This window comes from Flavobacterium sp., from assembly GCF_044361065.1.
Lineage (GTDB): Bacteria > Bacteroidota > Bacteroidia > Flavobacteriales > Flavobacteriaceae > Flavobacterium.
Genome location: NZ_JBIKJI010000045.1, coordinates 1 through 13,225 on the forward strand (window position 1 = coordinate 1; position 13,225 = coordinate 13,225).

The following is a 13,225-nucleotide window of genomic DNA, read 5'->3' on the forward strand; positions in this document are numbered from 1 at the left end:
TAGAAGCCGTTTTGAATGAATACGGAATCAAAATAGGGAATGTATTAAGACGTCCAATTGACGGATTAATAGAATTTCACGTGGCTAATAGTTAATAATATTAGCAAAAGTTAATTTGTTTTAAAAGCCCGAGTAGCGAAAGTTACTTGGGCTTTTTGTTTTTAATCATACGAATTTCCAATGTTTACAGCACAAAATAGCTTGAAATTCAGTATTTTTGCAGTATAAATAGTATGTTTTACCGCATTTAATTTAATTATACCTATATGAAACTAACGCAATTATTTAAAGATTTTTTTGAAAGCGAAAAATTAGGCGGTTTTGTTTTATTACTTTGTACAATTACTTCTTTACTACTTGCTAATTCAGCATTTGGCGAAAGTTACCATCATTTTTGGCTAACCGAATTTTCAGGCAAACCTTTAGAATATTGGATTAACGATGGCTTAATGACCATTTTCTTCCTGTTAATTGGATTAGAATTAGAACGAGAAATTTATCAAGGCGAATTGTCAAACATTAAAGACGCCTTATTACCCATATTTGCGGCTATTGGTGGAATGGCAATTCCTGCGGGAATATATTTAGTATTTAATTTTGGTACAGCTACACAATCAGGTGCAGGAATACCTATGGCAACTGATATAGCTTTTGCTATTGGAATTTTATCGTTGTTAGGAAATCGTGTGCCTTTGTCATTAAAAATATTTTTAACTGCTTTAGCCGTTATTGACGATTTAGGTGCCATATTAATTATTGCCATTTTTTATACGAAAACTATTTTGTGGAGTAATTTAGCCATCGCTTTAGGCATATTTGTATTCCTTTACGTTTTGGGTAAATATTTTAAAGTTAAAAACCTACTTCCATATTTAATTGGTGGGGTTTTTATGTGGTATTTTATGCTGCATTCAGGAGTTCACGCCACAATTACAGGTGTGCTATTAGCTTTTGCTATTCCGTTTGGAAACGGAGGTAACAAATCTACATCCTACATTTTACAACACTTTTTACACAAGCCTGTTGCATTTTTAATTTTGCCAATTTTTGCATTAGCAAATACCGCCATAATAATGAGTGGCGATTGGACAAAAATAGTAACTGAAAACTATAGTTTAGGTGTGGCGTTGGGATTGGTTATAGGAAAACCTATTGGTATATTTTTACTTACTTTTTTAACCGTTAAATTAGGATGGTGTACGCTTCCAAGCGATATGAATTGGAAATCTGTGTTAGGAGTGGGTTTCTTGGGTGGAATTGGCTTTACAATGTCAATTTTTATTACACTTTTAGCGTTTGATACCCCAGAAATAATTAATAACACGAAATTAATCATCGTATTTTCTTCTTTAATAGCTGGAATCGTTGGTTTTTTGTTCTTAAAAACAACTTTAAAAGCTTAACCGTTTATTAAATTCCCAAACACTTCAAGTTATTTATAAAATAAGTATCAGGATTAGAAGTGTCTTTATAAATTTCCGATTTTAACTCTGGTTTAATTACAAAATTTACATCACCTGTTGCTGCTGCAATTTTTATTAAATACACTTTTGACGTTTTTAAATCTTCAAAATTTTCAGGAGTAAAATAAAAGAAACCAGACAAAATTCGCAGGTTGTTTTTATTTACATTGTCGTATTGCAAGTCGTTACACGTTTCAGTATCTAAAGAATTGATAAGTTTTACTTGTTTGCCATTCGCCATTTCTAAATATATTTTTGTGTTTTTGTCAATACAAATAGGAGTTAAGAAGTCTTTACTCTTTTGTAAATATTGAAAATTCAAACCTATAAAACCATCCACATCAAAAAGTTTAAAAGTTAAAAAAGAAGTAGTATTTCCAAATACACTTTCATCTATAATTTTATCTTTCAAAACACGAGTGCTACTGGTATCTGTAGCGACATCAATTTCATATTCGCAAGGTTTGTCTTGTGAAAACGTAAATTGGGTTAAAAAAAATAAAACAGTTATTTTAAAGGCTAATCTCATATCTAAATTTTTGTGCAAATTAATACAATTTTTTCGTTATTTATGTTGGTGGTAAAAAAAGCATAAATAGTGCCACCGTCTGCAATTTTATATTTTTTTCTAATTTCTTCAACAGTTAAGGGAAAATTACGAGTAGTAATATTCATTTTCTTACCTTCAAGTTGCTTTTTAAGATTTTCTTTTTTAAACGGAATCACTTCATTAATACTAAATCGTCTGCCTGGAAAATCTACTAATTCCGAATGGGTAAATAAATGTGAATGCGGATGTAATTTAGTAATATGCAGCGCATCACACAAATAATCTACACCTCCAGATTTAAGTAATGGCGCATTTGGTTCATATAAAAATTCTTGTGTTAAACTAAAGCGAGCAGGCGTATGTTCACCTAAAATAAAAGTAGTACAATCTGTTTTTTCCTTTTGAATGTTTACGGCATTAACTTCAATTTCAGCATCATAACCTTTTTCTAAAAGCCATAGAATCTCTTTTACTTCGTTTTCAATGGCTACGATATGAATGGATTTTATGTTTTCCAATTCCATACAACCTGCTGTAATATCTAATATTGGCGCAGTTTTAATTAAAATTGACTGACTTTTAGAAAAATACAAACTCAAATTTTCAGGAACATTAGGCAAACAATCTTTGAGTAAAAACACTTTTCCTTTTACATCACTTCGTCTGCTTGGATCAATATAAATCCAATCGAAAGCATTTTCAGATTGTTCTATTACTTCTGTACTATTCTGTGCCAAACAAGTAATGTTATTTACGTTCAACACACCATAATTGTGCTGTACCATTTCTGAAAGTACCGCGTTTTTTTCGCAATGTATTACGTGTTCAAATTGTTTCGAAAAATAATAATCATCTACGCCAAAACCACCGGTTAAGTCAATTAGTGAGGTGCCAGAAATCAATTCCGATTTGTATTTGGCAGTTGTCTCAGAAGACGTTTGCTCTATGGAAATACTTGCCGGATAGTAAATGTTATCCGTATTAAACCAAGTTGGAAGTTTGTGTTGCGATTTGTTTTTAGATACAATTTGATTGATAATTTCTTTCCAATCTACTTCAGGAAAAGGGTTTTTGGATAACGCTAATTTTGAAATATTGGCTTGTAAAGACGAATTAATAAATTCTTGAATTTCGGCGGAAAGAAGAGATAGCTGCATTATAAACCTTTGGTTACAATTTGAATAAAAGTACTTTTAGGATAGAACTCTTTCAGTACCACTTTTAAAGCCGTGTATACTGGAATGGCAATAATCATTCCCAATATTCCTAATAGCGTACCAGAAATTAGTGTTACCAAAAATATTTCTAAAGGATGCGAATTCGTGCTTTTAGAAAAAATAATGGGTTGGCTTACATTGTTATCAATAAGTTGCACAATGAAATATCCAATAATAACATATAATGTGGTAGGCATAACTACCAATTGAAAATCTTCGTGGATGTGTCCTAATATCGTTAAAAACGCTGTCATTACTAAAGCTATTATAGGTCCGACATAAGGTATAATGTTTAAAATAGCGCCTAAAAACGCAATAATAAACGCATTTTCTACACCAAAAATTAACAAGACAATTAAGTACATTACAAATACCAATAATAGCTGTGTTAATAAGCCAATGGTATATTTAGACAGCATATTTTTTATACGCAAAAGCGAAGCTAAAATGCGCCATCTGTGGTTCGCAGGTAAAATAGCTCGTAAATTTTTTGTAATGAGTTTTTGATCTTTCAATAAGAAGAAACAAATGAAAAATATCGAGAAAATAGCCATTCCAAAATTTCCTATGGAACCAATTATCGAATTCAAAATATCGGTAATAAAATTAAAATTGAACGATTGTGTAATCTTCTGAATGTCTATTAATTTTTTATACTGAATGTCATAGGTTTGCAACCAAACATCGACTTGATTGATGAATAATACAGAATTTTTTTCTAATGCCACCATATCAAGTAACGCTAAATTTTTACTCTGACTAACTATTAAAGGCACAAACAATAACAAGATGCCAAACGCTAAAACAATAAACAGCGTTAAAGACACGATAATAGCCAAAATAGGAGGAAAGCGTAACTTTTTTTGTAAAAAATCAGAAATAGGTTGTGCCACAAAACTTAATAAAATCGCTACAATAACATAAATTAGTACTGACGAAATTACTCCAATAATATAGCCCAAAAACACAATGCCTGCAAGAATAAACAGCGTGCGAAGTAAAGCATTAGAAATGTTTTTAGATGTCATTTTGTAATGGGTAATTGAATTAAAAAACAATTAAATTGATGTCTCTATGCTCTAAATTAAACCAATCCGCAATAGATTTATTGGTTAAAATTCCGTGGTAAAAATAAATCCCATTTTTCAATCCTTTATTGCAACGAATAGCTGTTTCAATCCCACCATCTTCAGCAATATTTATTAATGTTGGTGTTAAGATATTACTAATAGAAATACTTGCTGTTTTAGAATAGCGCGACGGAATATTCGGCACACAATAATGAATGACATTGTTTTTTATAAAGGTTGGGTGTTCGTGCGTAGTAACTTCTGAGGTTTCAAAACAACCACCGGTATCAATACTTACATCAACAATTACGGCTCCTTTTTTCATATATTCTACCATTGTTTCTGTAACTACAATGGGTGTTCTGTTTTCCCCTTTTAAGGCACCAATAGCCACATCACATCTTCGTAAGGCTTTTAATAAGGCTTTATCGTGAATGGTAGAGGTAAATATTCTTTGGTTTAATGTGTTTTGTAATCGGCGTAATTTCGTAATAGAATTATCAAATACTTTTACGTTGGCTCCTAAACTTAATGCGGTTCTTACAGCATATTCGGCAACCGTTCCTGCGCCTAAAATAACAACTTCGGTAGGAGGAACGCCCGTTATGTTTCCAAAAAGCAACCCTTTTCCGTCGTTATTGTTAATCATTAATTCGGCGGCAATTAATACAGATGCGGTTCCTGCAATTTCACTTAACGATTTTACTGCTGGATACGAACCGTCGCTATCTTTTATAAACTCGAACGCTAATGAGGTGATTTTCTTTTTGGTAAGCGCTTCAAAATAGTCTTTTTTCTGTGTTTTTAATTGAATGGCTGAAATCAGAATGGCTTCTAAATTCATCATTTCTATTTCTTCTAAAGTAGGCGGTTCTACTTTTAAAAGTATCGGACAAGAAAATACTTTTTTAGTATCTTGAGTCACTTCTGCACCTGCGTCTGAATATTCTTTATCTGTAAAACTGGCGTTTTTTCCCGCACCGCTTTCAATCATTACACGGTGTCCGTGACTTACCAATGAGCTCACCGCATCGGGCGTTAAACAAATACGGCGTTCTTGGTAAGAAGTTTCTTTCGGAATACCGATAAACAACTCACTTTTGTGTTTGGCAATTTCCAATTTTTCTTCTTGAGGAAGCAATTGTTTGGCTGAAAACGGAGAATAAATGGACATACTTGTTTTATTTTGTAGCCAAATTAAGTAATTTTCTATAAAGTTACAAGTGAGCGACTAAATAATACAGAAAACCAATGGTTTGAGATGTAGAAACAAGTATAGAATGAGAGGTTTTGTGGCGGTTAGTGTGCTTTTTTTATTTTGTTTTTCTTAATGTCAAAATATGTTGCAAAGTCTGTAACTGGCTTTCCATTTACATCAAATCTTAAGATGATTTTATCATCAATAATTGTCAATGTATCAGGAATGAAATCATTACTATATCGTTTGTCTTCAAAGATTATTTTGTTGTCAATAATATGGTAATTCCCTTTATAGACATCCTCATTGAACATATTTGAAGAAACCATTTCAAATTTCTTATCAGCTCTTAGTGTTAAATGAATTGCAGATAAATCGTCCATTAAGGTCGCTTCTAATATTTTTTTGCTTCTAAATACCTCTGAATTTATTAGTTCTGATGTCGAAATGATTCCTAAAATTAAAATCCCGATTAGAATACCCTTTCGATTTTTATTAGTTATAGACAAAACGAAAAATACAAAAAAAGCAATTACAAAAAGCAATAAAGGAATTACAGAAAAAAGCCATATTTTTTCCCAAAGGTAGTCTTGCAGGAAATAAGTTATCAGAAAAAGAGTTCCTGTCCCTAATGTAAATAAATGATATTTTGTGTTTTTGTCTTTCATATTAAAATGCACCATTACGATCCGGCGCTTGGCAAGGTTGCGAACTTCGGAACTAATTATTTTCTATCAAAGATAAAATTTCTTGAGAAATATAAACGTGAATTTACTACAAAATTCGCAATCTTGCCAAACGCCTGTTAACTGATGGTTAATCTATTTTTTCATAATATTGATTTAAATCTTCAAATAGGATAATTTTAGGATTTCCCACAAACCAAATTCTATTTACATAGGTACTAAAAGATTCTTCATTGGAAACAGTGACTTGTTCTCCATTTATATTCGTACTTGTAAATCCTTCACCGTAATCTAGGTCGATTTTTGTACCATTCAAAGTGTAGTTTAGTTTGTATTTTCCTTTTCCATAATAAGGACTTTCAAATTGATTATCTTTTTTTAGGATTAAAGTATCAACGATATGTGGATTACCTCCAATAAAAACATTTTCATAATTTCTATTTACATATGTTCCAATTAACGTATTATTGGTAAAGAAATTATTGTAAGCATAAATTGCTATAAAAATTGAAGCGATTAAAAGAATGCTTTTTTTCAAGTTGTAAATTTTAGAATTTTTCTTCCTTTCGTAACCGTTTCGTTTTTCATAACTAGCAGTTAACGTTTTGGCGCTTGGCGAGGTTGCGAACATCGGAACCGATTATTTTATATCAAAGATAAAATTTCTTGCGAGAAATAAACGTGTATTTACTACAAAATTCGCAATTTCAAGAAATGGTTGTTGGTAGATGTTGCTTTAGTTTCTATTTACTTCTAACAAATTAAGGCTATAAACCAATTTAGAGTTTCTTTTTACCAATAGATTTTTTGACATTTTCTCTTTTATTATGCTGTCGCCAACTTTGATTTCGATGTTCTGTTTTCTCCAATGCCAATAATCAATCAACACTTTTCCATTTGAGAGTTTAATTTTTGGCGTATTATGATTCGGTTTATCGTAAAATTTTAGCACTACTACAGTTTTGTAATTTTGATTTAAAACTTTATCCCTTTGATTATTCTCAAAATAACCAAGCTTGGATAACAAAATCATCAACAGAAAAATGAGTAAAATCATTATTCCTAAAATAATTTTTGATCTTTTATCAAATATTTCATTCCAACTTTCAGTCATAGTTTTCGAGTTCGTGTGGTGCGTATTTTTATTATTCTTAAGTTTTACTATTAGTATTCCAGTTAAGTTGATTACTGCGCTTAAAATCCAGATCCAATAACCAATTTCATATCCTGTTATTTTACCATAATGCCCAGCTTCATTCTTAATTATTTCATCAAATAATAGAAATGATAATCCAAATGTTAGAGCTAATGCTGAAAATGCTAATTTAAATTTAATGTTTTTAATAGGTATAATATATGAAATAATCATAAATGGATTTAAAAGCCAGCTAATACAAGATAAACTAAATATTAGTGAAAATATACCTAATAAGAAACACATTAATCCACTCCAACTTTCACCACAATTTTCATCAACACAAAATGCTTTTTGTGAAAAAGATATAAATAGTAAAATAATACTTAGAAATGTGAAGCTTCGAATTATATTTTTATCTTTCATTAGAGGTATTGTTTTGGGATATTTGTAGCAAACGTTCCGGCGCTTGGCGAGCTTGCGAACATCGGAACCGATTATTTTCTATCAAAGATAAAATTTCTTGCGAAATGTAAACGTGTATTTACTACAAAATTCGCAATTGCTAGAAACGGCTGTTAGCAGCAGGATTTATTCTAATTTTAGTTTTTGTAATCCATTTTGAGTGTCATAAGCAAATAAATATTCATCTTTCAGCAGAAATTTTTTCTTATTTGAACCGAATTCATCTAGAAGATATCTCCATTTTTTGCCGTTATCTTTTGAAATGAAATAATAATCCGTCATAGATTTTTCTCCATAACATACTATTATTTGAGCATTTTCATTTTGATATTTTTCTTTTATTTTATAATTCTTGTTTTTAAATTTAAATTTTTGATTTGATATTTTATATTGATTTGAATTTGGGAAATACTTTTCACTGTTTTTTTTATAATTCGATTTATCTAATAAATTCCAAGTCAATCCTAAATCTTTTGATTTATATATTATTGAATCGATTTGGCTAATAATGGTATCATTTTCAAGTTTTACATTATCAACACCATCTTTTCCTCCAGCAATTGTAATTAATTTCCAATTTTTTCCACCATCTTGAGTAAAATATAAAATTGGAATAATATCTAATTTATCTATATTTTTAGATTTTACGTTTTCTATTAATTTATATCCTCCAATAATTCCTTTCAATGAATCTTGAAAAAAAATTACATTATTAAGAGTTTCATTTTCTGAAATTCCACTTCCTTTAATTTCTTCCCATTTAGAGTTGTAACTATTGCAAGAAATTAAAGTTAATAATATGAATAAAAAAAAGAGTTTCTTCATTTGCGATTTTTTCGTGTAATCTTGCTGCTAACTCGTTTATATGCGAAAATTTCAAACCACTTTTATTCCAAATTGGAAAGATTGGCGAAAGTTTTGTTTCGCATTATTAAAATCAAATATAATAAATGATTTTGAAAATTTTAATAGTGATAACCCTATTTTAATCATTTTTCAATATCAATTCTCTTTTTCCGTTGGGCAACTGTCTAATTACAATTGAGGCGTGGTCTAAAGGCAATAAGTGAGGTACTTTTTCAGGCCATTCTATAAAACACCAATTATCAGAATAAAAATATTCGTCAATTCCCATATCATAGGCTTCCATTTCAGAGTTAATTCGATATAAATCAAAGTGATAAATGGTTTCTCCACTATCGGATAAATATTCGTTAACTAACGAAAAAGTAGGACTACTTGAATTTCCTGTAACCCCTAATTCTTTTACCAATTCCTTAATTAAAGTGGTTTTACCCACTCCCATAGTGGCGTGAAAAGTTATTACTTTTTTTAAACGCGGTGTAGCAAGAATTTCTTTCGCTACTTTATTTATGTCTTCTAATGTGAATGTTGCAGTCATTATTTTTGGTTAAGGGTTAAAGGTTAAGGGTTAAGGGTTTGGCTTTCACCTTTTACCTCATACCCAATACCTTTTACTTATTTTACTTCGGATTTAAAACTATACACGGAATAATCATTTCTTCTAATGAAACACCTCCGTGCTGATACGTATTTCTGTAATAGCTAACATAATGATTAAAATTGTTTACATACGCCAAAAAGAAATCGCTTTTGGCAAAAATATAAGAACTGGTCATATTTATGCTTGGTAAACCAATTTTTTTCGGATCTTTTACGGCATATACATCTTTGCTTTCATACGTTAAGCTTCTACCGGTTTTGTATCGTAAGTTTAAACTGGTGTTTTTATCACCAATAACTTTCGATGGATTTTTGCAATTAATCGTACCGTGGTCGGTAGTAATAATGAGTTTAAAACCCATTTGTTGGGCTTGCTGAATCATTTCCAACAAAGGCGAATTTTTAAACCAACTTAACGTTAACGAACGATACGCTTTGTCGTTAGACGCTAATTCTTTTACCACATCCATTTCGGTTTTAGCGTGCGATAACATATCTACAAAATTGTACACAATAGTAGTTAAATCATTGTTTTTGCACGATTTAAAATTATCTACTAATTTCTTACCATCACGTAAATTGGTAATTTTATAGTATTCACTCTTGATGTTTAAACCCAAATGTTTTAGTTGTTCGTTTAGAAAATCTGCTTCGTGCATATTTTTTCCACCTTCATCAGTATCATTTTTCCAATATTGCGGAAATTTCTTTTCCATTTCTAAAGGCAATAAGCCAGAAAAAATAGCATTTCGGGCATATTGTGTAGCCGTTGGTAAAATAGAGTAGTAGTTCACTTCCTTTTCAGGTTTGTAATGATTGAATACAATGTTTTCGAAAATTTTCCATTGATCCAAACGCAAGTTATCTATCACTACAAACAGAATAGGTTTGTCTTTCTTACGAATTTCAGGTGCTACTAATTCACCAAATAATTTATGAGATAAAATCGGTTTGTCTGCTTTTTCGTTGAACCAATCTTCGTAATTGCGTTCAATAAATTTTCCAAATTGCAAATTGGCTTCTGCTTTTTGGCTTTCTAATATTTGAATTAAGTTTTGGTCTTCAATGGTTTCCAATTCGATTTCCCAATACACTAATTTTCTATAGAATTCCGCCCATTCATCAAACGAATTTACCATTGCCATTTCCATCGCAATTTTTCTAAATTCTTTCTGATAATCCAAGGTAGTTTTTTCAGAAATCAAACGCGAATGGTCTAAGTTTTTCTTTAAACTCAATAAAATTTGATTCGGATTTACGGGTTTTATTAAGTAATCGGCAATTTTACTACCAATGGCTTCTTCCATAATATATTCTTCCTCACTTTTTGTAATCATAATTACAGGTGTAGAAGATTTAAATTCTTTCATTTCCGAAAGCGTTTCTAAACCCGAAAGTCCTGGCATATTTTCATCTAAAAAAACCACATCAAAAGCGGTTTCTTTGTATAAGTCAATCGCGTCTTGGCCGTTGTTACAAGTAGTAACGGTATAGTTTTTCTTTTCTAAAAATAAGATATGTGGCTTCAATAAGTCAATTTCGTCGTCTACCCAAAGTATTTTTATATTGTTCATCGTATGTCTGATTTAAAAGTGCAAGTTACTATATGTTAAACGTAAATTTTCTTAAAAATTGTGTAAATTTTCGAAAATTTTTAGTTCGATTTTAAAATTTGATGAATCAAAAGTTAGAAAAAACGTTTCTTTTAAAAATCCTTGCCATCATATTTAGATAATACGACGTAAATTCTTAAACTAAAACTTAAATAAAATATTTTATTTTTTCTTACATTTGTTACACAAAAACTTATTCTGTGAGCCAAATCAACAAATTAAAAATACTCAACGATCCTATTTATGGTTTTATTACCATTCCCAATACGCTAATTTACGATTTAATTCAGCATCCATATTTTCAGCGATTACGACGCATTTCTCAAATGGGCTTGTCTTATTTGGTCTATCCAGGAGCGCATCATACCCGTTTTCATCACGCTTTAGGGTGTATGCACATTATGCAAAAAGCGGTTCAAACTCTTAAATTTAAGGGTGTTGCTATTTCTGATGAAGAAGAAAATGCATTATATGTAGCGATTTTATTACACGATATAGGACACGGACCTTTTAGTCACGCCTTAGAAAATAGCGTATTGGAAGAAGTGCATCACGAAGAGTTGTCATTGTTATTTATGGAACAGCTAAATACTGAATTTGATGGCAAATTAGCGTTAGCTATTCAGGTGTTTAAAGGCGAATACCATAGAAAATTTATGTTGCAATTGATTTCCAGTCAGTTAGATATGGATCGTATGGATTACCTGAAACGCGATAGTTTTTATACAGGTGTCAATGAAGGAAACGTAAATAGCGAACGATTAATTCAAATGTTAAACGTACAAGACGACGTGTTGGTAATGGAAGAAAAAGGAATTTATTCTATAGAAAAGTTTCTTATGGCGCGCCGATTGATGTATTGGCAAGCGTATTTACATAAAACTAGCGTAGTAGCCGAATTAACATTGACAAAGATATTAAAACGAGCAAAAGAGCTTTCATCAAAAGGTGAAGTGTTATTTGGAAGTCCGTTTTTATTGTTCTTTTTAAATCATAAAATTGAATTAAATCAAATAGATAAAACCATCTTAGATACGTTTTCTAATTTAGATGATTACGATGTGTTAGGTGCGATTAAGCAATGGCAATTTCACGATGATTTTGTACTGAGTTCTTTAAGTAAAATGGTGATTAATAGAAATCTATTAAAGATTGAATTAAACGAAGATAAAGTAAACAAAATCAAATTTTTAGAGTTAAAAGAAAAATATATGAAACAGTATGCTATTTCAGAAAATGAAGTAGGATATTTTGTGTTTAAAGGTAAACTGAAAAACGAAGCCTATAGCAAGTCTTCGGAGCCTATTCGAATTCTAAAAAAAGATAAAACAATTGAAAATGTAGTGGAAGCCTCAGATCAAATGCACTTAAAAGCATTGTCAAAAACGGTAATCAAATATTTTATTTGTTATCCGAAAGCGATAGATTAAGGTTAATTTTTATATTTTTGCACAGATGAAATTTACAGCAGGACAAATAGCAGGCATATTGGATGGAGAAGTTTTCGGAAATCCAGATGCTGAAGTATATAAATTAGCTAAAATAGAGGAAGGAACAGAAGGTTCGCTAACTTTTTTAGCTAACACGAAGTATTCCAATTATTTATATAGCACAAACGCCACAATAGTTATAGTAAATAAATCGTATGAACTTGAAAATGAAGTAAAAGCCACGTTAATTAAAGTTGATGATGCGTATAGCTCTTTTTCGAAATTATTAGAATATTACAATCAAATTAAACTAATGAAATCGGGTATAGAGCAACCTTCTGTTATTTCGGATGGTGTAACCTATGGTGACGATTTATATTTAGGTAGTTTTTGCTACATAGGTAAAAATGTACGTATTGGAAATAATGTAAAAATATATCCAAATAGTTTTATTGGCGACAATGTTACAATTGGCGATAATTGTGTGTTTTTTGCAGGTGTACGAGTGTATTCAGAATCGGAAATAGGCAATTTTGTTACCATTCATTCAGGAACGATTATCGGTTCTGATGGTTTTGGTTTTGCGCCACAAGAAGACGGTTCGTATTCTAAAATTCCACAAATTGGAAATGTCGTTATCGAAGACTACGTAGAAATTGGGTCGTGTTCTACAGTAGATAGAGCCACACTTGGTACTACATATATCCGAAGAGGCGCGAAGTTAGACAACCAAATTCAAGTGGCACATAATGTAGAAATAGGAGAAAATACGGTTATTGCAGCTCAAACGGGCATTGCGGGTTCTACTAAAATTGGTAAAAATTGTTTAATTGGAGGCCAAGTAGGAATTGCAGGACATATTACAATAGGCGATAGGGTAAAAATTCAAGCCCAATCAGGTATCGGAAAAAGTTTAAAAGACGGAGAAGTTGTG

The 13,225-nt window shown here is 30.9% G+C and carries 13 protein-coding genes; 3 read left to right on the forward strand and 10 right to left on the reverse strand.

All coding sequences use genetic code 11. The features are described 5' to 3' along the window. Positions 1-266: 266 nt before the first annotated feature. A complete protein-coding gene (gene nhaA / locus ACIQ11_RS04365; protein ID WP_396153154.1) occupies positions 267-1,403 on the forward strand; it encodes a Na+/H+ antiporter NhaA in 1,137 nt (378 codons plus the stop codon). Positions 1,404-1,410: 7 nt separating this feature from the next. On the opposite strand, the gene ACIQ11_RS04370 is transcribed toward nhaA, so the two are convergent. From ACIQ11_RS04370 to ACIQ11_RS04415, 10 genes are all read right to left on the reverse strand, one after another. Beyond that, entirely contained in the window at positions 1,411-1,992 is a 582-nt protein-coding gene (locus ACIQ11_RS04370) for a hypothetical protein (RefSeq protein ID WP_396153156.1), read from the reverse strand. A gap of 2 nt (positions 1,993-1,994) precedes the next feature. Beyond that, positions 1,995-3,170 (reverse strand): class I SAM-dependent methyltransferase, encoded by a 1,176-nt coding sequence (locus ACIQ11_RS04375; protein ID WP_396153158.1) that lies wholly within the window; start codon positions 3,168-3,170, stop codon positions 1,995-1,997. Next, positions 3,170-4,258 carry an AI-2E family transporter gene (locus tag ACIQ11_RS04380; RefSeq protein WP_396153160.1) on the reverse strand — a complete coding sequence of 363 codons (1,089 nt, stop codon included), beginning with the start codon at positions 4,256-4,258 and terminating at the stop codon, positions 3,170-3,172. Before ACIQ11_RS04380 ends, ACIQ11_RS04375 begins: the two co-directional genes overlap by 1 nt. A gap of 19 nt (positions 4,259-4,277) precedes the next feature. Beyond that, the gene (locus ACIQ11_RS04385; protein ID WP_396153163.1) at positions 4,278-5,474 is read right to left on the reverse strand and encodes an alanine dehydrogenase; all 1,197 of its coding nucleotides are present in this window, start codon (positions 5,472-5,474) and stop codon (positions 4,278-4,280) included. Positions 5,475-5,599: 125 nt separating this feature from the next. Then, positions 5,600-6,166 (reverse strand): hypothetical protein, encoded by a 567-nt coding sequence (locus tag ACIQ11_RS04390; protein ID WP_396153166.1) that lies wholly within the window; start codon positions 6,164-6,166, stop codon positions 5,600-5,602. Between the two features lie 148 nt (positions 6,167-6,314). Next, positions 6,315-6,815, reverse strand: coding sequence for a hypothetical protein (locus ACIQ11_RS04395; protein WP_396153168.1), 501 nt, complete (start codon positions 6,813-6,815; stop codon positions 6,315-6,317). A 105-nt stretch (positions 6,816-6,920) separates the two neighbouring features. Beyond that, a complete protein-coding gene (locus tag ACIQ11_RS04400; RefSeq protein ID WP_396153170.1) occupies positions 6,921-7,745 on the reverse strand; it encodes a hypothetical protein in 825 nt (274 codons plus the stop codon). Positions 7,746-7,910: 165 nt separating this feature from the next. Next, positions 7,911-8,609, reverse strand: coding sequence for a hypothetical protein (locus ACIQ11_RS04405; protein ID WP_396153172.1), 699 nt, complete (start codon positions 8,607-8,609; stop codon positions 7,911-7,913). A 160-nt stretch (positions 8,610-8,769) separates the two neighbouring features. Then, complete coding sequence (tsaE, locus tag ACIQ11_RS04410) at positions 8,770-9,186, reverse strand: tRNA (adenosine(37)-N6)-threonylcarbamoyltransferase complex ATPase subunit type 1 TsaE (protein WP_396153174.1); 417 nt, start codon at positions 9,184-9,186, stop codon at positions 8,770-8,772. 82 nt (positions 9,187-9,268) lie between these two features. After that, positions 9,269-10,822, reverse strand: coding sequence for a response regulator (locus ACIQ11_RS04415; RefSeq protein WP_396153176.1), 1,554 nt, complete (start codon positions 10,820-10,822; stop codon positions 9,269-9,271). 239 nt (positions 10,823-11,061) lie between these two features. Between ACIQ11_RS04415 and ACIQ11_RS04420 the strand changes: the two genes are divergently transcribed. Then, on the forward strand, positions 11,062-12,291 hold the full coding sequence (locus ACIQ11_RS04420) for an HD domain-containing protein (RefSeq protein WP_396153178.1): 1,230 nt from the start codon (positions 11,062-11,064) through the stop codon (positions 12,289-12,291). 25 nt (positions 12,292-12,316) lie between these two features. Next, on the forward strand, positions 12,317-13,225 hold a 909-nt coding region (lpxD, locus tag ACIQ11_RS04425), incomplete at its 3' end, for a UDP-3-O-(3-hydroxymyristoyl)glucosamine N-acyltransferase (RefSeq protein ID WP_396153180.1).